Consider the following 23504-nt stretch of genomic DNA (forward strand, 5'->3'; position numbering starts at 1 on the left):
TGGCTGGCGTTTCGCGGCCACTCAAGGTGAGTGGAAGCAGACCAATTCAGCCGCTGCACAGACCAGCGCGCTGTCTGGCAGGGCGCGTCCGTCCTCCATCCCATCGGTAGAAAACGTGCAGCCGGCTACGTGGATGGCGCGCCGTTACAGCGTGCCCTGATCAACACGAAGCAGGCGGCGCTCCTGCGTTGGCACAAACCCCAGCAATTGCAGACCGAGGTGCAGGGCGGTGTCGCTGCCGGGGTCGACCTGGGTGCGCCATTGCCAGTGGCCGTCGTGTTGCAGGCGCAACTCCGCGCTGAGCTGCATGCCATCGGGCATCCCGCCATCTGGCTGCAGTGCAAGTTCCACCGCAGCGTCATTGCAGCGCGGGCTGCCGCGCAGGCGCAGCGGCAGCAGGCCGACCGCTTCGCCAGCGCTGGTTGGCACGATCTGCACCGTCACCTCTCCTGCGGCCTGTACGCAGCGGGTGGCGTCGAACACGGCCTGCACCTGCCGCAGGTCCACTGCCAGATCCAGCAAGGTGATGCCACCGGGTTGGCGCAGCAGCACGCGCCCATTGCCTTGGTCGATGCCGTGGCGCGCACCCTGCAGGGCGATGAGCGCTGCCGTGGACGTGGCGAGCCGCACGCGCTGCTCGCCGCGCACCAGCGGCCACGGCTGCAGGGCCACCTGCACATCGCCGATGGGCTGCGCCTTCCAGGTGACGCCGCGCAAGCTGCCGTTCCAGATCGAGCCTTGTGCCTCCAGCACCGCGATCGGCAGCGACTGTGCAGGCAGCACCCACCGCAACGGCAAGGTGGCAATGACAATGGCGATCAGCACACCGAGCACCAGCAACGACCAGCGCAGCAGCCTCATGGCGTGATGCCCTCGAAGCGACAGCGCACCTGCAACTGCTGCGCGTGGCGGGTGATCTGCAGTTGCGTGGGGGCTAAGCCATGCGCAGTGCGCAGGCGTTCCAGCCAAGCGAATAACGCCGGGCTGTTGACGGCATCGATCTGCAGTTCGACTGCGCCGGCGACCGCACGCGGCGCAGGGCCAATGGCAACACCAGCATCGCGTGCGGCCTGCAGGATGTCCGCCAAGGTCACCACCGCGCTGCGTTGCCGGCCCTGTGCGTCGAGCAGGGCTTGTGCGGCGGTGTCATAGCGCGCCTGCGCTGTGCTGCGCCATTGCCGCAGCGGCACGAGGATGGCGTACCACGCCATGAAGGCAGCGATTGCCGCGCCCATCACGGCCAGCATCACGCGCTCGCGCGGTGCGCGCTGTTGCCACCAACGATGGCTGCGGTGTCGCAAGGCGGTCATCGGGGTGGCTCCAATTCCAAGGGGGTCTGCAGCCTGGTCTCGACCGCCTGGCTGCTGCCCGGGCGCACCTGCCAGCCGGCGCTGCGCAAGCGTGCCAGCAGTTGCTGCAATTGCGCGTCATCGTCATGCACCAGCGTTGCGCGCACTGGCTGCGCTTGCTGATACGCAAGGGTGTCGAGCTCGGCACCGGGCACGCTATCGACCGCGGCGATCACCGCGGCGAGCTGCGCTGCGAATGCATCGGCCGACACCGGCGGTGCGCCGGTGGCTTGCACGCCCTGCACCGCCACAGCGCGGCGCTGCAACAGCTGCGCGCCGATCTCATAACGCAGTGCCTGTGCACCCAGCAACAGCAGCGGCGAGATCAGCAGCAACACGCCAAGCCATGCGAGCCTGCGCGGCGTCAGCCCGCGCCGCTGCGGCGTGGCGCGTGCGAAGGCGTGCTGACGCAATTCGATCGGGGCGTGCGCGACATGGCGGGCGAAGATGGCAATGACTTGCGTTGGATCCTCCAGAGGCGGGTCAGGCGACGGATGGCCCTGTGCATCGAGCACCAGCTGTGCGGTCTCCGGCTCCAGGCTGCAGGCCAGGCGTGCGCCGCGCACCAGCCAACGCCCGTCCCACTGCACAACCGTCGGTGGCGCATCAGCGTCCACCGTGGGCAGCAGCAGACACTCCGGCACCACGCTGTCGGGCACGATGCCGTGCTGCGCGGCACGTTCCAGCCACTGGTGCAGGGTTGCCTGCTCCACTGCGGCCACCAGGCGCGTGCCATCGGCCTGCGCGTTGGCGGCAATCACCACATGCAGCGTGCTGACATCGCTGGCCAGATGCTCGGCCAGCTGCAGGCGCGCAGCTGCCAACGATTGCGCCGGGCTGCGTCCGGGCAGGGCCAGCCAGCGCAAGTGCACCTGCGTGCCCGGCACCACCAGCACCGTGCGCGCCGCGGCTGGGGTCGACGCAGCTGTGCCATGGACGCGCACATGCCCCTGCCCATCCACATGCACGGCGGTGGCGGCTGCGCCTGCATCGGCCGGCAGCAACAGCAAGGTGGTACTCATTGATCGGAACTCCATTGGCGCGCCACCAGGCGGATCCGCCCGGCTGGCGCTTGTTGCAGCAACGCTTCCAGCATGACCTCGGCACCCGCGTAGTCGACCTGGCTGTAGAGCGCAAAATATTCGGTGCGCAGCACGATCTGTTCGTACATCGCATCGGGCACGGTGACCTGCAGCAATGCCGGCTGGCGGAAGAACGCCTGCACGTCGCGCCAGCCGCCGGCCGGGCGCGCGGCAATGAGGCGGCGCGCCGCGCCCAGGTCCAGCGTGCCTTCGGCGATGGCCACCAGCACGGCCGCATCGGTGGCGCGCAGCGTGTTGATGTTCACCTGCGACAGGCGCCCGCTCGGCAGCGCACACACATGCGGCTGCAGGCGCGTCAGCAACGCAGGTGTGTAGCCGGCGATGGCGCGTAGTTCGCTCACACCCGCCAGCAAGGTGTCGCCGGTGCGCAGCGGCAGCGCAGACTGCAGATATGCGGCGTCCTCTGCGCCCTGTGCGCCGGGTTGCTGGTCACTGTCGATCCAGTCCACCAGGGCATCGGCCAGCGCATCGGCCTGCGCCGGCGCGATGCCGAGCGTGCGCAACAAGGCCACGTACTGGCGCACGCCTTCTTCGCTGCGTTGCCATTGCTCGGCCGCACCGAACACCACGCTGTTGAGGTTGAAGCAACTGCCGCGGTCGCGCAGGCGCAATTGCACGCTGCCGCCCTCCAGCGGAAAGCTGAGCGGTTGGTCATCCCACCCGCCGTCCAGCGTGGTGCGCAGCGGGTCGCGCCTGGACAGGGTCTGCAGTCGCTGGCGCGCAAATGCTTCGCTACCCAGTGCGTACCACTGCGCCTGCGTCATGGCCTCGCCGTTCCCGCTGCGGCGCAAGCCAAAGCGCAAGTCATCCAGCACCGCAACCATCAGCACGGTCATCACTGCCACCAACAGCAACACGGTGAGCAAGGCCACGCCGCGCTGCCGGTGAGCCCCCCCAAACCTGCTCATTCGCGCCCCTCCGGCACCAGGAACAATTGCCGCACGCGGCCCCAGTCCTGCATTTCCAGCTCCAGTGCCACCGCATCCGGCAGCGCCGCCACACCACCGCTCCAGCCATCGCTCCATTGCGCGCGGTAATGAAACCCCACGGTGGCCGCACGCACGCCACGCAGCAGTACCTGTGGTGCGCCGGTCACTGCACCATCCAGCGCTGGACGTGCGCTGCGCTCGAGCCGGTCCTCCACCAGCCGGTATTCCACGTACTGCAGCGATGCACGCGGCGCCTGATCCGGATTGCTCCAACCGCGTCGCACGAACGCCAGCAGCGGGCCTTGTGCGCCGGGTGGTGTGGCCACAAAGGCAGTCCGCGCAGGCACGCCATCACTGCCACGCGTGCGCCGCACCGCGGCCTGTTGCAGATCACTGCGTAGCAACCCGTGCGCAATCTGGAAATCGCGCAGCTGCTGCAGCCGCGCCTGCACCGCAGCGCGCTGCTCGATGCTTTGCCGCAACACCCCCACTGCCGCGGCAGCCACCAACGCAAACACCGCCAACGCCACCAGCAGTTCAATCAAGGTGAAACCAGCGGCGCGGCGCAGGCGCATCACTCGGTACTCCGCACGACCTGCAGGCTGGCCAGTTCCTGCGCCTGCCCGGCCGCGTGCACGCTGACAGCGATGCGCAGCATGCCCTGCCCGGCGGGTGTTGCCGTGCGCTTCCAGTCCCAGCCGCGCGCACCGGCTGATTCCTGCCCTGCGGCAGGTACCGCGGCAATGGCCGCCGGCACAAGCAGTGCTTCAATCGCCTGGTTTTCCGCCACCACTGCGGCAAGCGCGCGCTCTTCCAGAATCACCGCGGTGCGCGTGCTTTCGCCGGACAGGTTCAACAACCCCACCACCGCCATGCCGAAGATCGCCAAGGCGACCAGCAATTCCAGCAGCGAGAACCCTGCTTGGGTGTCAGCGCGCCGCTGCATCGACCCGCACCGTGCCCACTGCATCCACTACCACCTGCACGCGTTGCTGGCCCTGCCCCAACGCCAGGCGCTGCGGCGTGGCGGCGCCAGTCGGGTCGAAACGCACGCTCACCTGCGTCGCACCCTCCGGCAGCTGCGTGCGTACCCCTTCCGGCCATTGCACGGGCGTAAACGGCACCTGGTCCAGCGCCACCCAGCGCTCACGTGCCTGGCGGCGGAAGGCATAGCCCCCGGCGCTGAGCACCACCTCGGTCATGCGCAGGCTCAGGATGGCCTCATCGCGCGCATGCGACAGCGCGGTGGCCAGCACATCGGCCTGGTCGGGCAGCGTGCGCTGCGTGTCGGGCAGGGTCAGCAGCACCACGGTGCTGGCCAGCGCGGTGATCACCAGCACGGCGAGCACTTCGAGCAGGGTGAAACCCCGTGCATTGCACGCGCACGGGAGCGCGGCGCGCATGCGTGTTTGCGGCGCACGGGAGCCACTCGATGCCAGCGCGCGCGCGGCCATCCCTGCGACTCAGCGCCAGTTGCCGATATCGGCGTTGTCGGCATCGCCGCCTTCGGCACCATCGGCGCCGAACGAATACACATCGAAGCCGCCGCTGCGCCCGGGACGGCGGTATTGGTAGGCATGTCCCCACGGGTCTTCCGGCAGCCGGCGGATGTAGCCGCCCTGGCGGTAGCGTTCCGGCCGGCTCAGGCCGCCGGGCGCGCTCAACAAGGCCTGCAGGCCCTGCTCGGTGCTGGGATAGGTGAGGTTGTCCAGGCGATAGGTTTCCAGCGCCTGCTCCAGCACGGCGACATCGGCGCGCGCCTTTTCCACCATGGCGCGGTCCTGGCTGGGCATCACGTTGATCATCACCACCGTGGCCAGCAAGCCGATGATGACGATGACCACCATCAACTCGACCAGGGTGAACCCGCGTGCCGCACGGCGTGAGGCAGTGCACGGGGAAACGCGGCGAAACGACATACGCGACATAAGACTCTCCGAATACGCGGCTGCCATCAGCCGAGTGCCAAGGTGTTGAATTGCAAAATGGGCAGCAGGATGGACAACACGATCACTGCCACCACGCCGCCCAGCAGCACGATGATCAGCGGCTCCAGCAGGCTCATCGCCGCAGTGGTGAACGACTCGAATTCGCGCTCCAGATAGTCGGCGGCACGTTCCAGCATCGGCGCCAGGCGCCCGCTGTTTTCGCCGCTGGAGGCCATGTACAACAAGGTGGGTGGAAACACGCCCGCGCGCTTCATCGCCGCGCCCAGGCTGCCGCCTTCGCGGATGGCGGTGACCATGCTGTCGGTGGCCAGGCGCAGCGCATGGTTGTCCACGGTGCGCGCGGCGATCATCAGCCCTTCCATCAACGGCAAGCCGCTGTTGACCATGATCGCCAGGGTGCGCGCCATGCGTGCGGCATGCAGGTCGCGCAGAAGGCGCCCCAGCAGCGGCGCGCGCAGGATTGCCCGGTCGAGCGCCAGCCGCACCGGCGGGCGCTTGCGCACCTGCACGGCCACCACCGCAGCGATCACGCCAGCCACCAGCAATGGAATGCCGGCATGCAGCAGAAACTGCGAGAGCGCGATGACCGCGCGGGTGAGCCACGGCAGTGCGCGGCCCATCGAATCGAACTGGTCCACCACCTTGGGCACCACAAAGGTCATCAGCACGATGACCACCACGCCGGCAGTCATTGCCAACGCTGCCGGGTACACCAGTGCGGATTGCAGCTTGCTGCGCACCTGCGCCTGGCGCTCGAGCAGGTCGGCCAGGCGCTCGAGCACCTGCGGCAAGGCCCCGGCGCTTTCGCCGGCCGCCACCATCGCGCGGTACAGCGGCGGGAAGGCAGTGCCCTGGCGCGCCATCGCATCGGACAGGTGGAAACCTTCGACCACCAAGGCATGCGTCTGCCCGGTGACTGCGCGCACGCCGCGGCGCTCGGACTGGGTGCCGATGGTGCGCAGCGCTTCTTCCAGCGGGGCGGTGTCCACCAACGTGGCGAGCTGGCGGGTGAACAACACCAGATCCTTGCCGCTGAAGCGCGCCGCGCGCATCGGCGTGGTAGCCGCTGCCGGCTCCACCCGTAACGGCACCCATTGGCGCTGCTCCAGCAAGCTGCGCGCACTGCGCACGCTGTCGGCGCTGATCACGCCGTGGCGATTGCGGCCGTGCAGGTCCAGCACGGTGTAATCAAACTTCGCCATGCGCCTCGTCCTGCTGACGGGTGACGCGCAAGGCTTCTTCCAGCGTGGTCACGCCTTGCAGCACGGCCGCGCGCGCGGCGTCGCCCAGGCGCGGCGCACGTACGAAGGCCGCGGCGGCCAATGCGTCTTCGTCGGCGTTGTCGCCGATCAGCCGGCGCACGGTGTCGTCGACGGTGATGGCTTCGTAGATCCCCACGCGCCCGACATAGCCACTGTGGTGACAGGCCGGGCAGCCGGCGGCGCTGTAGATCACCGCATCGGTAGACGCGCCCAGCATCTGCGTGGTGGCCGCATCCAGCGGCCGTGGCGTGCGGCACTGCGTGCACAGCCGGCGCACCAGCCGCTGTGCCAGGATCAGGCGCAGGCTGGAGGCCAGCAGGAATGGTTCGATGCCCATGTCGCGCAGGCGCGTGACCGCACCCACCGCATCGTTGGTGTGCACGGTGGACAGCACCAGGTGGCCGGTGAGGCTGGCCTGCACGGCGATCTGCGCGGTTTCGGTATCGCGGATCTCGCCGATCATCACCACGTCCGGGTCCTGACGCAGGATTGCGCGCAGGCCGGCGGCAAAGGTCATGCCCACGCGCGCATTGACCTGGGTCTGGCCAACCCCGTCGATGGCGTATTCCACCGGGTCTTCGACAGTGAGGATGTTGCGCGAACCGTCGTTGAGCAGGCTCAGCCCGGCATACAGTGTGGTGGTCTTGCCCGAGCCGGTGGGCCCGGTCACCAGCACGATGCCGTTGGGCACCTGCAGCGCACGTTGCACCGCACCCATCACACCGGCGGGCATGCCCAGCTGGGTCAGCGATAAAGTGCCCTGCTCCTTGTCCAGGATACGCAGCACCACGCGTTCGCTGCCACGGGTGGGCAAAGTGGAAACGCGCACATCCAGCGCCTTGGCGCCCATGGCCAATGACACCCGGCCATCTTGCGGGATGCGTTTCTCTGCGATATCCAGGCGCGCCATCACCTTGACGCGCGAGACCAGCAACGGCGCGATCCGCCCCGGCAAGGTGGCCGCTTCGCGCATCACGCCGTCCACGCGCAAGCGCACGCGCAGGCGCGACTCGTACGATTCCAGATGCACGTCGGACGCGCCCAGGCGTGCGGCCTCGGCGATGATGCCGTTGATCAGGCGGATGATCGGCGCATCGTCCTGGCTGTCGAGCAGATCGGCGGTGGGGATGTCTTCGATCAGCGAATCCAGACTGCCGTGCAGGTCCAGCGCTTCCACCGGCATGCCCTGCTCCAGCCCGGCATCGGCATAGATTTCCGACACATGCCGATCGAACACCGCCGGTGCCAACGTGCGCACCTGCAACGGCACGCCGAGCACGCGGCGCACTTCGATCAAGGCCTGCACGTCGCCACCTGCGCGCAGGCCGACCTGTGCCTGCGCGGCGCTCTCGCCGCCGAGCAGCACCACGCCGTGACGCTTGGCAAACGCGTACGACAGCGTGGCCGTGGGTGTGGTGGTCGACATGCTGTCAGCGTGTGCGCGGCGCGGCGGTGGGTGCCGGCGGCTGCGGCGCAGGCGTGGCGGGCGCGGACGCCGGCAGCTGTGGCGGCTGTGCACGCAGGTAGTCGCGCACCAACGCATCCAGGGCCGCTTCCGGGTCGCCATCGGCCAGCTGCCGGTCGCGCAGGTAGTTGTAGCGTGGCGCGGTCATGCGCTGCGCATCGGCGGCGTCGCGGATGATGGTGGGGCGGATGAACACCATCAGGTTGGTCTTGTCGCGGTTGCGCGACTTGTGCCGGAACAACGCACCCAGCCCGGGCACATCGCCCAGCAGCGGCACTTTCTCCACGGTCTGCCGGTCGTTCTGATCCAGCAAGCCGCCCAGCGCGACGATGGCACCGTTTTCCACCACCACGCGGGTTTCGATCTGGCGCTTGTTGAACACCAGCTCGGAGGACTGCGTGCTCACCGGCCCGGCAATGGCCGAGACTTCCTGCTTGATCGCCAACGTGATGCCACCGGCGGTATTGATCTGCGGGCGGACCTCCAGCTCCACGCCCACATCCTGGCGCTGGATGGTGCGGAACGGATTGTCGTTGGCCGCGCCCAGTACTTCGCCGGTGGTGATCGGCACTTCCTGGCCCACCAGGATGCGTGCCTGCTCGTTGTCCAGGGTCATGATCGACGGCGTGGACAACAGGTTGGAGCCGGTGTCGCTCTTGACCGCATCGATGATCATGCCGAACACCGCATCGTTGCTTTGCCCGGCCAGGCCGATCAGCCCGCCGCTCAATCCGAGCAGCGATTGCGCGGCCACGTTGCGCGCCTGCTCCAGTACCGAATCGTCTTCCCCGTTGTTGCTGCGCGTGCCGGCGGCCGCGGCAGCCAGCGGCACGATGCCCGGCGCTGCGCCGCTGTACTGCGTGGCCAGCAACGGCACGGTGCCGTTGCGCCCGGCCAGCAGCAGCTGCACGCCCAGACGCTTGGCGGCGGTGTCGGAGATCTCCACCACGATCGCTTCCACCAGCACCTGCTCGCGGTGCACATCGAGCTGGCGGATCACGTCCATCAAGGCGCGCTGGGTTTCCGGGTCGGCATTGATGATCAGGGCATTGGAACCGGGGTAGCGCACGATCACCGGGCGCTTGCCGGCGGCCGGTGCAATCACCTGCGTCTGCGCAGCGCCTGCACTCGCGGCCACATCCACGGCGGTGGGGCGCGTCTCTTGCCCGGGCTGCGCCTCGTTACCTGGGGTTTGCCCAACCAGTTGCTGCAACACCGGCAGCAGTTGTTCGGCGCTGGCGTGCTGCAGGCGCACCACGCTGACATCGCCCCGGCGCTCGGCCCGCCCATCCAGATCCAGCGCGGTGCGTACCACGCGCTGCACCAACGCCGGGTCGCCGCGCACGATCAACGAATTGCTGCTCTCCACCGGCAACACCGACAACACCGCGCTGCGCTCACCAGCCTGGCCAAACAGCGTGGTGAGCGTGCGTGCCAGTTCCTGTGCCGAGCTGTTGCGCAGCGTCACCGTGTCGATGGCGGCGCGGTCGGTGTCGATCTGCGCCACCAGGCCACGGATACGGCGCAGGTTGTCTGCGTAGTCGGCGATCAACAGGCTATTGCCCTGCGGCATCGCCATGATCACCCCGCCGCGTCCCACCAGCGGCTTGAGGATCTCTGCCGCACTGCGCGCATCCACGCGCTGCAGCGTGAACACCTGGGTGGCGAAGCCGAGATTGCCGCTGGCCGCGCTGCCGGGCTGCTGCGCGGCGGTGTCGTCGGGGATGATGCGGTAGGTCGATGGCCCGCTGGACACAGCAATCAAGCCATTCGCACGCAGCACCGCCAGCAGCATGCCCAGCAGGTCGGCTTCGGACATGGCCTGCGCACGCGCCACATTGACCGAGCCCTGCACGCGCGTGTCGACGATGAAGGTGATGCCGGTGGCGCGCGAGACATCCTGGATGAAGGCGCGCAGGTCCACGTCCTGCATGCGCACCGCCGGTGCATCGGCGGCGTGCAGTGGCAGCATCGTCAACGACGGCAGCGCGAGCAACAAGGTGGCGGACAACAGCCAGGGACGACGGACGACGATCATTGCGGGCGCTTCAAGGTCATGGTGTGGGTCTGGCCGTCACGGCGGTAGGTCAGCGTGGCGGTCTGGCCATCGCGCAGTTCGTCCTGCAGCTCGCGCAGGTGTTCGGCGTCGAGCGTGCGGCCATTGAGTTGGGTAAGCACATCGCCGGGCGCCAGGCCGGCCTGGCGCAACAGCGCATCATCGCCGCGCGGCATCACCGTGAAGCCACCGCCATCGGCATTGGCACGCAAGCCGGTGGTGCGCAGCAGCTGCTGCGGATCGACCGCCGTGGTGCCGGCCGCTGCCGTGCGCGCGCCGACATTGGACGCCACCGCCGCGGCTGCTGCGGGAGCGCCACTCGCCGGCAATGGTGCCGTTATTGCTGCGTTCGCCGCAGCCTGTTCGACCAACGGCAGCCGGCGCAGTGCACTGCCAGCACGCACCATCACGTGGCCGGCTGCGATCGCCTGCAGCGTCAGCCCTGGGGCCACCGCATCGCCAATGCGATACGCGCCCTGCCGGCCATCGCCGGTACTCAGGTACGCCGCTGAGTCCGCACGGCCCACACGCACGCCATGCAGCACCAGGCCGAGGTCGCCGCTGTCGGCGGGCGCGCGAAAAAACACGTCGCGCTGCAATGCAGGCAAGGGTGCAGCGGTGATTGCGCCTTGTGCGGTGCCCAGCGGGCCCAGCGGCGTCACCAGCAGCCACACCAGGCGCACGCCCTGCACGGCAAGCAGCACGAGCAACACACAGACAGCGGCAGTGCGCACGGCGCGCGCCGACATCAGGTCATTCAACGAGGGCGAAACGCGCTGCAAAGCGGACATCCGTCTCAGGATTGCGGTCGGATGACAGAATGCGGCGGAATTGTGTCAGTTCGAAGAAAGTGATGACACGCATTGCAACACGCCAATGCAAAACGCCCGCCGTGCGAGGCAGGGCGGGCGTTTGCGTTCATCGGCACTTGGCGCAGATCAGAAGCGCGCTGTCACACTGATGTCATAGGTAATGCCCGGCTGGTACTCGTACAGGTCCACGCGGTTGCCGCCGCGCGATTGATATTCCTGGTACTTGGTCTTGAGCAGATTGCGCGCGGCAAAGTTCAGCGAGAGCTTGTTGCCCGACCACACCAGCCCCTTCTTGATCACCAGATCCAGCTGCGTGCCCGGCTTGTCGATGTAGTCGGGCTGGCCCGGGCGGCCGCGTGCGGAAATCCGCTCGCCCACGTAGTTGGCAATCAACGTGGCCTGGCTGTTGGTGCTTTCGCTTTCCACACCGATCTGCAGGTTGGCGATGTCGTCGGATTGCCCCTGCAGCGTGCTGCCATCGCGCACGAACAACGTCGCCTGCACCGGTGCGGCAAACCCGAACGGCTGCACCGTGTCACCGTCGCTGGCGCTGACCTCGGACTTGGTACGCGTGTAGTTGCCCGAGACAAACATGCGGTTGTCGCCCCACCAGTTGGCGGCGATCGGCAGGTCCAGATACTTCTTGGCTTCCAGCTCGATGCCGTACAAGGTGGCTTCCGGTGCATTGATGAAGCTCTGCACGATGCCGCCGCCGGGTGCGTCATTGACGATGGCTTCGATCGGCTTGTCGATCTGCTTGTAGAACAGGCCGGCGGTGACGTACTCGCCCGGTTCGAAGAACCACTCGTAGCGCGCATCCAGATTGACCAGTTTGCTGTCGACCAGGAACGGGTTGCCGAAGAACTGGCGGTCGATGTCCGGGTCCAGATACTGCTGCGGCGCCATCTCGCGGAACTGCGGCCGCGCGATGGTCTTGGACGCACCGAAGCGCAGCTGCTGGTTCTCGGCAAAATTCCAGGTCACCGTGGCCGAGGGCAGCGCGTAGCTGTTCTCCAACGGTGCCACACTGTCCTGGCGCGTGCCGCTGAAGATGTCGTACGGATGCACCGCCTGGGTGGCGTCTTCATAGCGCAGGCCCACCGTGGCACGCAGGGTCGGCACGATCTCGCCTTCCATCTGCAGGTAGGCGGCCTTGACCTTGAGCGTGGCGTCGTAGGCGGCCGCACCGAAGCTGCCGGTGGTCTCACGCAGGCGCAGGAAATCGTTGCTGAGGTTGTAGTCGGAGATCAGGTAGTCCACGCGCTGGTACTGGTTGTAGAACGGCAGCGGGCCGTCCAGCGCCAGGAAGCGGAACTCGCGATTCCATGCGGTGCGGTCGTTGTCCAGATACGCCAGGCCACCCTTGACGGTGAGGTCGTGCTCGATCGGCAGGCGCCAGGTCACGTCCACGCCGCCGCTGGCCACCTTGTCGTCGACCTTGCTGAAACGCGTGTAGTTCTGCACGCGCGAGGCATCGTGCGCCCAGTAGCCGTCCAGCAGTTCGTAGCGGATGCCAGTCTCGTACGGCACATCGCGGCTGGCGTTGGCCAGCGCTGCACGCCATTCGATCTTCAGATCGTCGTACTCGCCAAACGCATGCGTGCCGCGCAGTTGGTTGTTGATCAGCTGGCGCTCGTACCACTCGGTGTTGTCGTCGCGCACATCGAAGCCGGCCAGTTCATCGCGGCCGGCACGGCTGCGCGCCACCTTCAAGGTGTCGTGCACGTACAAGGTGGTCCAGCCGATGGTGTGGCGGCCGTATTCCCAGCCCAGGCCCAGCATGCCGTTACTGCGCACGTTGTTGCGGGTGGTGGCGAAGTCGTAGTTGGAATTGAACTCCACCGTGTCGCCGGTGAAGATGCCGTCCTGCTGTTTGCCGGTGCGCGTGCGCCATTCGTTGTCGTAACTGGCCACGGCCAAAATGCCCAGCTTGGCCTCGCCAATGTCCATGCTGTAGCCGGCGCTGGCGCCGACATTGACGTCCGGGTCGATGCTGTCCTTCTCCTGCAGCACATACAGGTTGGCGTTATTCATGCTGCGGCCAATGCGGCGGATGTCCTCGCGCGAAAAGCTGCCCAGGTCCACACGCCGGCCGGTGGCGATGGCATCACGCAGCGCGCCCGGTTGCTTGCGCGCGCCATCGTCGAAGCCCCACTCGTCATCGCCGGAACCGTAGTAGGTCAGGCCCTTCTCGCCGGTACTGACACTGTTGGCGCCGCCACCGACGGTGAGCGAAAAGAACGGTTTTTCCGGCACCGCCATCGATTGCAGATCGATCACGCCGCCGCCGAATTCGCCGGGATAATCGGCCGAATAGGTCTTCTGCACGGTCACGCTTTGCAGCACGTCGCTGGGGAACAGATCCAGCGGCACCACGCGCTGCATCGGCTCGGGGCTGGGCAATGGCGAACCGTTGAACAGCGCCGAGGAATAGCGCTCGCCCAGGCCGCGTACGTAGACATATTTACCGCGCGACAGGCTCAGGCCGGTGACACGCGTCAGCGCGACCGCGGCACTGCTGTCGCCGGTACGCTCCATGTCCTCCCGGGTGACGAACGACGCCACTTCGGAGGTCTGCAGCATCGGTTCGGGAATGTATTCACCGCGCACCACGACCTGGTCGAGTTGCTTGGGCGCAATGGCGGCAGCACTGGAGCTGCTGGTGCCGCCGCCGGCATCGGTGGTGGTGGACTGCGCCATTGCTGCACCGGAGGCGAGCAAAGCGGAAATGGAAAGAGACAAGCCCGTCCGCGAAAGACGGGCAACAGCGAAGGTTCGCATCGTGGGAGCCCTGGCAACAGAAGAATGAAGGCGTGGATGCAGCGCGGAGCGGCCAGATGCCGCTCCGCGCTGCCCGGCCTCAGCAGGGGCGGTCGGCGGTCAGGCCGCAGGTCCAGCCCTGCCACCAGGTGTCGTTGGCATCACGCACGCCACCGATGTAATTGACCTGCTGGAAGAAGCTGCTCACCCCGGTCAGGCCCTGGAACGCGGGCACTGCAGACTCGTTGGCGCCGTTGATGAAGGTGTTCTGCAAGGTGGACACACCGTTGGCCACGTTGTTGGTGCCGGCCGCGAACGAGGTCGCTGCACGCGGGTCGCTGCCGAAGGCGGTCGGGCAGGCAAAGAACACCGACTGGAACACGCCGGCGGTATCGGCATCGGCCATGTTCAAGCACACCAGGCCATCGCCGGTGCCGCCTGCAGGACGGGTGAACACCGAGTTGTAGAACGCCGCCTGGGTGCCCTGGTTGAGCATGATCGCCGCACCGGCACGCGCATTGCCCACGTAGGTGAAGTTGGCCACCTTCGGGCGCGAATACGGCTGCCGACGCAGGCTGCTCCACTCGTTCATGCGGTCGCCACCGCCAGCGCGCTGCACCACGATGCCGAACTGCAATGCACCGCTCCAGCCGGCATCGGTATCCAGCGAATCGTCGTCGGCGCCGGTGATCACCACGTGGCTACCGTTGACCGTGCCACCGAACCATTCGATGCCGTCGTCGGAGCTGTTGTGGATCTGCACGTAATCCATCCGCGTGCCGCTGCCCACGCCGGCCATGGTGATGCCCTGCAGCTCGTTGTTCGGCGAGATTTCAAAGCCCGAATACATCACGCGCAGATAGCGCAACGTGCCGCTGTTGTCGGTGGCGTTATTGCCGCCGTAGAACGCGTTGGTGCCTTCCACCTGCGCCTGGCATTCCGGCGTACCGGACACCGTGGCGGCCGGGCAGTTGTTGATCGCTGCGCGACCCAGCACCACGATGCCGCCCCACAGACCGATGGTGTTGGCACTGACCTGGCCTTCCAGCGCCTGGCGTGCGGTGAACACGATCGGTGCGGTGGCGCTGCCTTCGGCAAAGATCTGCGAGCCGCGGTTGACCACGATGTAGTCGCTGCCCGACGAACCGTACAAGGTCACGCCCGGCTCGATGGTCAGCACGCCCTGCACGCTGCCGGCGGCCGGCGCGGTGGCGTTACCGCCACGGTCGGTACCGACATTGACGCGGCCGCTGATCGAATACGCCGTGCCGGCGCGCGCAGGCACCACCAGGTTGCCGCTGACGGTTTCCGGCAACTGGCAGGCGCGCAGCGTGTTGTTGGCGATGGTGCCGACGTTGGAAAAACCGGTCGGGCAATCTGCAGCCGGGCCGGTCGGCGCCGGCGTTGGTGTCGGAGCCGGCGTTGGTGCGGGCGTGGGCGCCGGGGTCGGTGCCGGTGCGGGCGGAAATGCGCCTTCGCCCGGCGAAGCAACACGGTCGGCGCCGCCACCGCAGGCGGACAACGCCAGCGCGGTGCCGAAGGTCATGAGAAGGGTTTTACTGCTATTGCGAACGGACATGCGGCTGATCTCCAGGTCAAAGGGTCCGGTATGAAGAGGAGTCGTCAAGAATGGTTGCGTTCCGCTCACTGCAGTGGCGAGCACGTTCAAGATCCCCGTCACTTTTATAGAGGGCGTGTGTTGCATTTGTCTTACGCGACACACGCTGACACACAGCTGCCACATGTCGGCATGCACTGTAGCGGGATGACAAACACCTCCATTCCCGCCGATTTGGGCGACTGGATCATTGCCCAGGCCATCGCCGGACACCCGCCCGAGCACACGCTGCAACCGCTGCTGGAAGCGGGCTGGAGCGAGCAGGACGCCATCGATGCGGTGGAAGCGCTGGTACGCGCGCATGTGCAGGCACACGCGCAGGCGCACGGCCTGCCGGTGCCGGTGCGCGTGCCCGCACCGCTGCAGGCCGACGCGTCGTCGCTGCTGGATCTGGGCGATCGTCAGGTGCAGGTACTGGTCAGCCTGATGCTGCCGCGCGTGGTGGTGCTGGGCGGCCTGCTCGCCGATGACGAATGCGATGCATTGATCGCACTGGCACGCCCGCAACTGGCGCGCTCGCGCACCGTGGACAACCGCGACGGCAGCGAGATCGTGCATGCCGCGCGCACCAGCCACAGCATGGCCCTGCAACCCGGCCAGGATGCGTTATGTCAACGCATCGAAGCGCGCATCGCGCGGCTGCTGGAATGGCCGGTGGAGCACGGCGAAGGGCTGCAGGTACTGCGCTATGCCACCGGTGCGCAGTACGCGCCGCATTACGATTACTTCGAACCGGATGCCCCCGGCACGCCAGTGCTGTTGCAGCACGGCGGGCAACGCGTCGCCTCGCTGGTGATGTACCTCAACACGCCCGAACGCGGCGGCGCCACGCGCTTTCCCGATGTGCATCTGGACGTGGCCGCGGTGAAAGGCAATGCGGTGTTCTTCAGCTACGACCGCCCACATCCGATGACACGCACCCTGCACGCCGGCGCACCGGTGCTGGCCGGCGAAAAATGGGTGGCCACCAAATGGCTGCGCGAACGCCCGCTGCACGCACCGAACTGATCGGTGCTGCAGCGTGCCGGCATGCGTGGGCTTTCGTTAGCGGCTGCCGAACACGCGCTGGTCGATGCGCAGCATCACCAGGCGCAGCGGCGTCCACGCCAGGCACAGGCCGGCCAGGATGCCCAAGGTGTCGGCCAACGCGTCGTACGGATCGGCGCTGCGATTGGTGGTGAGCGCGCCCTGTGCAATCTCGATCCCGATCCCGAGCAACACCAGGCCCAGTGCGGCGAACACCAGCGCACGCCGTGTGGCGAACAACTGCACTGCGCCCCAGCACAGCAACGCGAAGGTCAAAAAATGCTCGGCCTTGTCGCTGTTGGACGGCAGCTCCGGGAACTCCGGCGGCGGTCCCAGGCACACGCCGATCACCACCAGGATTGCCAGAATCCACAGCCCCACCCACAGCGCTGGCCGCCGAAACGGCCGCAACGCCTGCGTCATAGCCGCCACGTCAGGTCGCCCGCCAGAAACGCCGGCGCAAAATCCACGTCCCGTGCAAAGCCCATCACCTGGAAACGCTCGCCCATCTCGCTGGGCAAGGTGAGCTGCTTGACCTGCTGACGCAGGCGCATGCGGCCGACCTCGTCGGTGCGCGCATCGGCCTGCGTCAGCAACGCATCCAGCCCGTTGCCGAGCAGGAAGTTGGCCTGCGTGCAGTAGCCCGCCAATTCGAAACCGGCGCCGGTGCCGGCTTCGGCCAGCGCGGTGAAATCCACCGATGCGGTGAGGTCCTGCAGGCCCGGCCAGCGGTACAGATCGGTGTGCATGCGATGGCGATAGAACGCGCGCAAGGTGCCGTCTTCGCGCTGCGCACGGTAGAACTCGCCACGCGGATAACCGTAGTCGACAAACAGCATCGCGCCACGCTTCAAGCCACCGGCCACGGCCTGGATCCAGTACGGCAACTGCGGCAGCAACTCCGAGCGGTAACCATCGGCAAACGGTTGTTCCAGGTAACGCTCCAGATGCCGCACCGCCGCGCCCAGCAGCGCATCGGCCGGCTGCTCGCCACGCGCGAAGTGCTGCTGTGCATCCAGCACCACGGTTTCTTCATACACCTCGCCATCGCGCAGGGTGAAACGCGGCGTGGGCAATGCGTCGATGACTTCGTTGGCGAACAGCACACCGTCCCAATCGTCCGGAAACGGGCCATCCAGCCACTCCACCAGGTCGAACACCGGCGGGATCAGGCTGCGTCCCAACCGTTCGCGCTGGCGCTCGCGTAGATCGGCGCTGGGCTCCAGGATCGCGTAGCGCTCCGGCAAGGCATCCAGTTCGAGCAGGCGCTTGAGCGTGACCTCGGCAAACGCGCCGCTGCCGCCACCGACCTCCAGCACACGCGCCTGCGGCCCGAGCTGCTGCAGCACCGGCGCCAGCGCACCGGACACGGTGGCGGCAAACAACGGGCCCAACTCCGGCGCGGTGACGAAGTCGCCGCTCTCACCGAACTTGCTCGCGCCGGCGCTGTAGTAGCCCAGGCCCGGCGCGTACAACGCCAGCTCCATGAAACGCGAGAACGGAATCGCGCCACCGGCGGCGGTGATTTCGGCGCGCAAATGCGCGGCCAGTTGATCGCTGTGGGCCAGTGCGTCCTGATCGGGAACGGGAAGGTCGGCGTGCATGCGGGCACCGGTTGCGGAGACAATGCACAGGATAGCCGAGCCTTTCGCAACGCCGAGCGAGTACGCCATGACAGACAGTTCCAAGGTGGTCCTGATCACCGGTGCCGCCCGCCGCATCGGCGCGCAGATTGCCACCACCCTGCACGGCGCCGGCTACCGCGTGGCCCTGCATGCGCACCGCTCCGGCGATGCATTGGCCGCGCGCGTGGAAGCGCTATGCGCCCAGCGCGCAGGCAGCGCCTGTGCACTGCAGGCCGACCTGCGCACGCCCGAGGCGCCGGCCCAGCTGGTGGACGCCTGTGTGGCTGCATTCGGCCGCCTGGATGCGGTGGTCAACAATGCCAGCGCGTTTTATCCCACCGTGCTGGGCGAGGCCACGCCGGCGCAATGGGACGAGTTGTTTGCGGTGAACGCACGCGCGCCGTTCTTCATTGCACAGGCCGCTGCGGCGCAGTTGCGCGCGCACCACGGCGCCATCGTCAACCTCACCGATCTGCATGCCGAACAACCCATGCGCCAGCACCCGCTGTATGGCGCCTCCAAGAGCGCGCTGGAAATGCTGACCCGCTCGCTGGCGCTGGAGCTGGCGCCGCAGGTCCGCGTCAATGCCGTCGCACCGGGCGCAATCCTGTGGCCGGAAGACGGCAAGGCCGACGCCGCCAAGCAGGCGCTGCTCGCGCGCACGCCGCTGGCGCGCATCGGCACGCCCGAAGAAGTGGCCGAGGCCGTGCGCTGGTTGCTGGACGATGCCAGCTTCATCACCGGCCACACCTTGCGCGTGGACGGCGGCCGCCGCCTTAGCTGAGCGCCGCTATTGCGGCAACGCCACCGCAGTGTCCAGTTCCACCGTGGTGAACGCACTGCCGTACTGCGGATGCGCCTGCCACAACGCCGCCAGGGTCCTGCCGCTCAGCGGGTCGACGAATGCCGGCGCAATATCGGCCAACGGCTTGAGCACGAACGCATGCTTGAGCTCGGGCCGTGGCACGCGCAGGTGGCCCGGCCCTTCCACAATGCGGTCGCCGAAAAACACCACGTCCACATCCAGCGTGCGGTCGCTGAAACGCGGCCCGCTGCGATCGCGGCCATGGCGGTCTTCCAGCGCATGCAACCAGTCGTCCAGCGCCTGCAGCTCCCAATCGGTCTGCAGCTGCACGCCGTTGTTGACGAAGTCCGGGCCATCGAAACCAACCGCCGCGGTGCGATACGCCGGCGAGACGTCGATCGGGCCAAAACGCGCGCGCAAAGCCTCGACGGCCAGGCGCAGGTAATGGGTTGGCTGGACGTTGCTGCCCAGGCTGAGGAGCACGGTGGTCATGCGATATTCGCGCATGCGGGCGGCGTCAGCGTCAACTGTCTTGCGCGCATGCCAGCTATTCGCTGCGCGCACGCCGCCGTGCGCAACGCGGCTCAGGCCACTTCGAGTGCGTGCGCCACGGCGCGGAACACCCGCCGCATCTCGAGCGGTTTGCGCAGCACGTGCACCGGGATATCGTGGGGAAGATGCGCACGCTGCAGCGGCGCGCCAACATCTTCCAGCACGATCGCCGGGCCCTGGTAGCCCAGTTCCTGCATGCTCAACAGCACGCTCACCGCCGACAGCAGAATGATGTCGCTGTCGATGATCACCAGATCCGGCATGGCGTGCTGCTGTACCAGTTGCAGCGCCGCAGCGCCATCGGTGGCCAGCTGCGGCTGGTAACCCTGGCTGGAGAGCGCATTGCCCAGCAGCGACAGCCGCGTGGCTTCGCCGTCCACCAACAGGATGCGCTGGCCGTGCCCAAGCGCCAGCGGCGGCTCGCTCTCGGTGGTGGGCGTCACTGCCGCGCGCATCGGCACGATCATGTCAAAGCGCGTGCCCTCGCCCAGGCGGCTGTCGACCAGGATCGTGCCGCCGTAGCTTTCGATGATGCGCTTGCACGAAATCAGCCCCAGCCCGGTGCCATCGGTCTTGGTGGTGAAGAACGGGCTGAACAAGCGCGCGCGGGTGTCATCGCTCATGCCCACGCCGGTATCGGCCACGCTCATGCGCACGCGGGTGCCGTCGTGCTGCTCGGCCGACAAGGTGAGCGTGCCGCCGCCGGGCATCGCCTGGATCGCGTTCAAGCCCAGGTTGAGCAGGCACTGCTGCAGCTCGGTGTAGTTGGCTTCGATGGTGAGGTCGGAGACCACCATGTCCATCTTCAGGCGCACACCATCGGGCAGGCTGCTCTTGAGCAGCATCTGCACCGCCTGGAACAGGTTGGCCACCGACACCTGCTCGCGCGGCTTGTTGGAGCCGCGCACGAACGACAGCATCGACTCGGCCATCTCATGGCCACGGCGGCCGCATTCGGCCACCACGTTGGCCAGCTGGCGCAGCTGCGGGTCGTCGGTGCGCCCGGCCAACAGGTCGGGCACGATCAGCAGTGGCTGCAGGATATTGCGCAAGTCGTGACTCAGCCCGGCCGCCAGCATCGCCAGGCTTTCCAGGCGCTGCGCACGCATCAATTCGCTTTCCACGCGCTGGCGCTCGATCTCCGCACGCGCCTCGCGGATGGCGCGCAATACCGCGCTCGGCAAGCGGGTGGGGTTGTGCTTGATGATGTAGTCGTTGGCGCCGTCCTGCAGCGCCTTGACCGCGGTCTCCTCACCCATGGTGCCGGAGACGAAGATGAAGGGCGTGGCGCCGCTCTGGCGCACCAGGCGCAAGGCCTGGTGGCCGGAGAACCCAGGCATGCTCAGGTCAGACAGCACAATATCCGGCTGAAACCGCTCCATCGCCGCGCGCAGCGACGGCTCGCTGTCCACGCGCTCGAACGCGGCATCGATGCCCGCGTCCAGCAACTGATCGGACAACAGCTCGGCGTCTTCCGGTGAATCTTCCACCAGAAGAATCTTCAACTGTTCGTGCTGGCCACCCTCATGCGGCATCGGTCAGTCCAGCTCCGGTGCCTGATTGATCACCGCCCAGAAGGTGCCCAGCGTCTTGACCGCGTTGAAGAACTGGTCAACGTCCACCGGCTTGACCACATAGGCATTCACGCCCAGGTCCCAGCTGCGCGCCAGGTCGCTCTCTTCGCGCGAGGACGACAGGATCACCACCGGCAGGCGCTTGAGCGATTCTTCGTTGCGAATCTGCTTGAGCACTTCCAGCCCATCCAGGCGCGGCATCTTGATGTCCAGCAGCAACACGGCCGGCAGGCCTTCCTCGCGGTTGGCGAAGGCGCCGCGCCGCAACAGGTAATCCATGGTTTCCACACCGTCCTCCACATGCACGATGGGATTGGCCAGACGGGCATCGCGCAGCGCGTCGACGGCCATCTCCGCGTCGGCCGGGCTGTCTTCTGCCAGAAGAATGGTACGGATGGCGGTCATACGGTGGACTCTTGGTTGGGCGCTTCAAGCGCAGGGGGAAGGACAAAATGGAAGGTGGCGCCCTCGTCCACGACGCCTTCGGCCCAGACGCGGCCGCCATGGCGCGCGAGGACGCGGCGCACGCTGGCCAGGCCAATGCCGGTGCCGGGATATTCGCTGACCTTGTGCAGCCGCTGGAACACGCCGAACAGCTTGCCGCTGTAGTCCATGTCGAAGCCGGCGCCGTTGTCGCGCACGGTGAAATAGTGGCCACCGTCGGGCATGGGCTCGTAGCCGATCTCGATCTTCGCCACCTCGCGCTTGGCGCTGTACTTGACGGCATTGCCCATCAGGTTCATCCACAGCTGGCGCATCATGTTTTCGTCGGCAATCAGCACCGGCAGCGGCGCGATGTGCCAGTCCACGCGGTGGCCGGTGTTTTCGCTCTGCACGTTGGCATCCAGGATCGCGCGCGTCTCGGCCACCAGCGATTGCATGTCCACGGCCTGCAGACGCAAGGCGCTGCGGCCCAGGCGTGAATACACCAGCAGGTCGTCGATCAGCGAGGCCATCCGCCGCGCCGAGCTGCTGATCACTTCCATGTAATGGCGCGATTTCTCGTCGGCCGCATCGCCTAGATGACGGGCCAGCTTGTCGGAGAAGCCGGCCACGTGCCGCAGCGGCGCGCGCAGATCGTGCGAGACCGAATAACTGAAGGCCTCCAGTTCGCGGTTGACCTCCGAGACCTGCTCCACCTTGCCTTCCAGCTGTCGATTGAGCTCCTGGATGCGCTGCTGCGAGACCTTCTGCAGGCTGATGTCGCTGACCGTCATCAGCACCACTTCTTCCTCGGCATCATCGGGCAGCGGCATGCGGCGCGCGTTGATCAGCATGGTGCGCAGCACGCCGTCGGCGCCACGCTGCTCATGCTCGAAATCCCACAGCTCGCGGTCGCGCAGCAACACGTCGGCCAGGCGCTGGTGGATCTGCGGATCGCGCCAGGCGCCATCACCCACATCGTCCAGCAGCATCAACTCATTGCCGCGCTCTTCCAGGCCATACAGCTCGGCAAACGCCGGGTTGTGCAGCACGATGCGCTGGCGTGCGTCGAGCAACACGATCGGCTCGCGCACGGTCTGCAGCACCGAGCCGGCACGGCCGCTGGCGCGCAGGTATTCCTGTTCGGCCGCCAGGCGGCGCCGGATCTGCCGCTGCAGCAACCAGATCACCGTGCCCAGCAACAACAACTGCACCGCCAGCGTGGCCCAGCTCAGCACCTTGTAATGCAGGCGCTCGCGTTCGGCGCGCGCATTGCGCACGCTCAGCAACCGGCCTTCGGCGGTCTGCAGATCGCCGATCAATTCGCGGATCGGGTTGCTGACCGTCATCTCCTCGATCAGTGCACGGATCTGCTCCGGCGCGCGTGTCACCGCGATACGCTCGGCCAGCAACAGGCGGCGCTCGATGGTGCTCTGGATACGCCCCATGCGCACCTGCTGGCCAGGGTTGTCCTTGGTCAGCGCGATCAGGTGCGTGATGGCCTTCATGGCCTCGGTGCGGCCCTGGCGCATGCGCTCAACCAGCACCGGGCGATCCACCCCGTGCGAGCGCATCATCGCCGCCGACTCGGTATCGCGCATCGACGCTTCCAACCGCTGCGCGGTCTCCTGCACGTCCTGGCTATGCGACACCCACTCCGCCGCCTGATTGGCGTTGGCGGCCATCTGCTGCAACAGCAGCGACGGCACCACCACGATCAGGAACACGGCAACCGCCAGTAACGGCAGGCGCCAGCGATCCCAAACGTCTTCTCGGACCGGTGTTTGCATTACGGGGTCTGTGTCCGCTCGCGGCAGTGGGCTAAGTAGGGCGTATTGTCCCCGATCAGACCCGCATTGGAATGAATGCTTCAGGCTCAGCTGCGCCGGTCCATGACATAGCTGAATGGGCATATCATAAGTGCAGCGCGCGTGAAAACGGCGCGAGAACTGGCCCAGCCGACCGGCGGTATTCGAGGTGCTCTACGCCCTGCTACCAACCGCCCCAGACCTGCCCTGACGAGCGATCAGGCGCCAGCACCCGTGGCGCTGCTCCACGGTTGCGCGTGCAGATTGCCTTCAGGGCACCCGTGTGCGTGGCGGCCCCAGCGCCCCGCCCTCACCGAGCACAGGCGGCCATCGGACGTTGGCAACTTCACATCGGGCAGCGCGAAGGCGGTCACGCAATGTCGATGCC

22 protein-coding genes are annotated in these 23504 nt (G+C 67.1%); 2 read left to right on the forward strand and 20 right to left on the reverse strand.

The genetic code is table 11. The annotated features are described in order from the left end of the window. Window positions 1-144: 144 nt before the first annotated feature. From gspN to QRM89_RS08585, 14 genes are all read right to left on the reverse strand, one after another. The gene (gspN, locus tag QRM89_RS08520) at window positions 145-861 is read right to left on the reverse strand and encodes a type II secretion system protein N (RefSeq protein ID WP_285447780.1); all 717 of its coding nucleotides are present in this window, start codon (window positions 859-861) and stop codon (window positions 145-147) included. Beyond that, window positions 858-1310 carry a type II secretion system protein GspM gene (gspM, locus tag QRM89_RS08525; protein ID WP_285447781.1) on the reverse strand — a complete coding sequence of 151 codons (453 nt, stop codon included), beginning with the start codon at window positions 1308-1310 and terminating at the stop codon, window positions 858-860. The genes gspN and gspM overlap by 4 nt, the downstream gene beginning before the upstream one ends. After that, window positions 1307-2371, reverse strand: a complete 1065-nt coding sequence (gene gspL / locus QRM89_RS08530) for a type II secretion system protein GspL (protein ID WP_285447782.1) — start codon at window positions 2369-2371, stop codon at window positions 1307-1309. The genes gspM and gspL overlap by 4 nt, the downstream gene beginning before the upstream one ends. Next, complete coding sequence (gene gspK / locus QRM89_RS08535; protein ID WP_103700242.1) at window positions 2368-3360, reverse strand: type II secretion system minor pseudopilin GspK; 993 nt, start codon at window positions 3358-3360, stop codon at window positions 2368-2370. The genes gspL and gspK overlap by 4 nt, the downstream gene beginning before the upstream one ends. Then, the gene (gene gspJ, locus QRM89_RS08540; RefSeq protein ID WP_011269514.1) at window positions 3357-3959 is read right to left on the reverse strand and encodes a type II secretion system minor pseudopilin GspJ; all 603 of its coding nucleotides are present in this window, start codon (window positions 3957-3959) and stop codon (window positions 3357-3359) included. The genes gspK and gspJ overlap by 4 nt, the downstream gene beginning before the upstream one ends. Continuing rightward, window positions 3956-4327: a type II secretion system minor pseudopilin GspI gene (gene gspI, locus QRM89_RS08545; protein ID WP_274341613.1), complete on the reverse strand. Its 372-nt coding sequence runs from the start codon at window positions 4325-4327 to the stop codon at window positions 3956-3958. Before gspI ends, gspJ begins: the two co-directional genes overlap by 4 nt. After that, window positions 4311-4784: a GspH/FimT family pseudopilin gene (locus QRM89_RS08550; RefSeq protein WP_274341612.1), complete on the reverse strand. Its 474-nt coding sequence runs from the start codon at window positions 4782-4784 to the stop codon at window positions 4311-4313. Before QRM89_RS08550 ends, gspI begins: the two co-directional genes overlap by 17 nt. 60 nt (window positions 4785-4844) lie before the next feature. Continuing rightward, on the reverse strand, window positions 4845-5309 hold the full coding sequence (gene gspG / locus QRM89_RS08555) for a type II secretion system major pseudopilin GspG (RefSeq protein ID WP_011038520.1): 465 nt from the start codon (window positions 5307-5309) through the stop codon (window positions 4845-4847). A 26-nt stretch (window positions 5310-5335) separates the two neighbouring features. Beyond that, entirely contained in the window at window positions 5336-6532 is a 1197-nt protein-coding gene (gspF, locus tag QRM89_RS08560; RefSeq protein WP_285447783.1) for a type II secretion system inner membrane protein GspF, read from the reverse strand. Then, the gene (gene gspE, locus QRM89_RS08565; protein ID WP_285447784.1) at window positions 6519-8018 is read right to left on the reverse strand and encodes a type II secretion system ATPase GspE; all 1500 of its coding nucleotides are present in this window, start codon (window positions 8016-8018) and stop codon (window positions 6519-6521) included. Before gspE ends, gspF begins: the two co-directional genes overlap by 14 nt. Before the next feature lie 4 nt (window positions 8019-8022). Continuing rightward, window positions 8023-10095, reverse strand: coding sequence for a type II secretion system secretin GspD (gspD, locus tag QRM89_RS08570; protein WP_285447785.1), 2073 nt, complete (start codon window positions 10093-10095; stop codon window positions 8023-8025). Then, window positions 10092-10904, reverse strand: coding sequence for a type II secretion system protein N (locus QRM89_RS08575; RefSeq protein ID WP_285447786.1), 813 nt, complete (start codon window positions 10902-10904; stop codon window positions 10092-10094). The genes gspD and QRM89_RS08575 overlap by 4 nt, the downstream gene beginning before the upstream one ends. A gap of 147 nt (window positions 10905-11051) precedes the next feature. Next, complete coding sequence (locus QRM89_RS08580; RefSeq protein ID WP_228439152.1) at window positions 11052-13706, reverse strand: TonB-dependent receptor; 2655 nt, start codon at window positions 13704-13706, stop codon at window positions 11052-11054. Window positions 13707-13785: 79 nt separating this feature from the next. Further along, entirely contained in the window at window positions 13786-15264 is a 1479-nt protein-coding gene (locus QRM89_RS08585; RefSeq protein WP_161960584.1) for a hypothetical protein, read from the reverse strand. Between the two features lie 186 nt (window positions 15265-15450). Between QRM89_RS08585 and QRM89_RS08590 the strand changes: the two genes are divergently transcribed. Then, entirely contained in the window at window positions 15451-16311 is an 861-nt protein-coding gene (locus tag QRM89_RS08590) for a 2OG-Fe(II) oxygenase (protein ID WP_115006985.1), read from the forward strand. Between the two features lie 36 nt (window positions 16312-16347). Here the strand turns inward: QRM89_RS08590 and QRM89_RS08595 are convergent, their stop codons facing one another. After that, window positions 16348-16761: a hypothetical protein gene (locus QRM89_RS08595; protein WP_103700248.1), complete on the reverse strand. Its 414-nt coding sequence runs from the start codon at window positions 16759-16761 to the stop codon at window positions 16348-16350. Beyond that, window positions 16749-18002, reverse strand: a complete 1254-nt coding sequence (locus tag QRM89_RS08600; RefSeq protein ID WP_014508984.1) for an SAM-dependent methyltransferase — start codon at window positions 18000-18002, stop codon at window positions 16749-16751. The genes QRM89_RS08595 and QRM89_RS08600 overlap by 13 nt, the downstream gene beginning before the upstream one ends. Between QRM89_RS08600 and QRM89_RS08605 the strand changes: the two genes are divergently transcribed. Next, window positions 18001-18738 carry a pteridine reductase gene (locus QRM89_RS08605; protein WP_115001958.1) on the forward strand — a complete coding sequence of 246 codons (738 nt, stop codon included), beginning with the start codon at window positions 18001-18003 and terminating at the stop codon, window positions 18736-18738. The two genes, QRM89_RS08600 and QRM89_RS08605, sit on opposite strands and share 2 nt — an antisense overlap. A gap of 6 nt (window positions 18739-18744) precedes the next feature. Here the strand turns inward: QRM89_RS08605 and folK are convergent, their stop codons facing one another. The 4 genes from folK to QRM89_RS08625 form a co-directional block, all read right to left on the reverse strand. Beyond that, complete coding sequence (gene folK, locus QRM89_RS08610) at window positions 18745-19251, reverse strand: 2-amino-4-hydroxy-6-hydroxymethyldihydropteridine diphosphokinase (protein WP_115007431.1); 507 nt, start codon at window positions 19249-19251, stop codon at window positions 18745-18747. 92 nt (window positions 19252-19343) lie between these two features. Continuing rightward, complete coding sequence (locus tag QRM89_RS08615; protein WP_011038532.1) at window positions 19344-20846, reverse strand: hybrid sensor histidine kinase/response regulator; 1503 nt, start codon at window positions 20844-20846, stop codon at window positions 19344-19346. A gap of 3 nt (window positions 20847-20849) precedes the next feature. Then, window positions 20850-21290: a response regulator gene (locus tag QRM89_RS08620; RefSeq protein WP_011038533.1), complete on the reverse strand. Its 441-nt coding sequence runs from the start codon at window positions 21288-21290 to the stop codon at window positions 20850-20852. Then, window positions 21287-23098: an ATP-binding protein gene (locus QRM89_RS08625; protein ID WP_115006987.1), complete on the reverse strand. Its 1812-nt coding sequence runs from the start codon at window positions 23096-23098 to the stop codon at window positions 21287-21289. Before QRM89_RS08625 ends, QRM89_RS08620 begins: the two co-directional genes overlap by 4 nt. Window positions 23099-23504: the final 406 nt, after the last annotated feature.

Source organism: Xanthomonas sp. LMC-A-07 (genome assembly GCF_030208825.1).
GTDB lineage: Bacteria > Pseudomonadota > Gammaproteobacteria > Xanthomonadales > Xanthomonadaceae > Xanthomonas > Xanthomonas campestris.

Excerpts from the sequence above, each read along its gene's own strand:
- gspN (WP_285447780.1), bottom strand. The coding sequence starts at position 861 with ATGAGGCTGCTGCGCTGGTCGTTGCTGGTGCTCGGTGTGCTGATCGCC.
- gspM (WP_285447781.1), bottom strand. The coding sequence starts at position 1,310 with ATGACCGCCTTGCGACACCGCAGCCATCGTTGGTGGCAACAGCGCGCA.
- gspL (WP_285447782.1), bottom strand. The coding sequence starts at position 2,371 with ATGAGTACCACCTTGCTGTTGCTGCCGGCCGATGCAGGCGCAGCCGCC.
- gspK (WP_103700242.1), bottom strand. The coding sequence starts at position 3,360 with ATGAGCAGGTTTGGGGGGGCTCACCGGCAGCGCGGCGTGGCCTTGCTC.
- gspI (WP_274341613.1), bottom strand. The coding sequence starts at position 4,327 with ATGCAGCGGCGCGCTGACACCCAAGCAGGGTTCTCGCTGCTGGAATTG.
- QRM89_RS08550 (WP_274341612.1), bottom strand. The coding sequence starts at position 4,784 with ATGCGCGCCGCGCTCCCGTGCGCGTGCAATGCACGGGGTTTCACCCTG.
- gspG (WP_011038520.1), bottom strand. The coding sequence starts at position 5,309 with ATGTCGCGTATGTCGTTTCGCCGCGTTTCCCCGTGCACTGCCTCACGC.
- gspF (WP_285447783.1), bottom strand. The coding sequence starts at position 6,532 with ATGGCGAAGTTTGATTACACCGTGCTGGACCTGCACGGCCGCAATCGC.
- gspE (WP_285447784.1), bottom strand. The coding sequence starts at position 8,018 with ATGTCGACCACCACACCCACGGCCACGCTGTCGTACGCGTTTGCCAAG.
- gspD (WP_285447785.1), bottom strand. The coding sequence starts at position 10,095 with ATGATCGTCGTCCGTCGTCCCTGGCTGTTGTCCGCCACCTTGTTGCTC.
- QRM89_RS08575 (WP_285447786.1), bottom strand. The coding sequence starts at position 10,904 with ATGTCCGCTTTGCAGCGCGTTTCGCCCTCGTTGAATGACCTGATGTCG.
- QRM89_RS08580 (WP_228439152.1), bottom strand. The coding sequence starts at position 13,706 with ATGCGAACCTTCGCTGTTGCCCGTCTTTCGCGGACGGGCTTGTCTCTT.
- QRM89_RS08585 (WP_161960584.1), bottom strand. The coding sequence starts at position 15,264 with ATGTCCGTTCGCAATAGCAGTAAAACCCTTCTCATGACCTTCGGCACC.
- QRM89_RS08590 (WP_115006985.1), top strand. The coding sequence starts at position 15,451 with ATGACAAACACCTCCATTCCCGCCGATTTGGGCGACTGGATCATTGCC.
- QRM89_RS08605 (WP_115001958.1), top strand. The coding sequence starts at position 18,001 with ATGACAGACAGTTCCAAGGTGGTCCTGATCACCGGTGCCGCCCGCCGC.
- QRM89_RS08600 (WP_014508984.1), bottom strand. The coding sequence starts at position 18,002 with ATGGCGTACTCGCTCGGCGTTGCGAAAGGCTCGGCTATCCTGTGCATT.
- folK (WP_115007431.1), bottom strand. The coding sequence starts at position 19,251 with ATGACCACCGTGCTCCTCAGCCTGGGCAGCAACGTCCAGCCAACCCAT.
- QRM89_RS08615 (WP_011038532.1), bottom strand. The coding sequence starts at position 20,846 with ATGCCGCATGAGGGTGGCCAGCACGAACAGTTGAAGATTCTTCTGGTG.
- QRM89_RS08620 (WP_011038533.1), bottom strand. The coding sequence starts at position 21,290 with ATGACCGCCATCCGTACCATTCTTCTGGCAGAAGACAGCCCGGCCGAC.
- QRM89_RS08625 (WP_115006987.1), bottom strand. The coding sequence starts at position 23,098 with ATGCAAACACCGGTCCGAGAAGACGTTTGGGATCGCTGGCGCCTGCCG.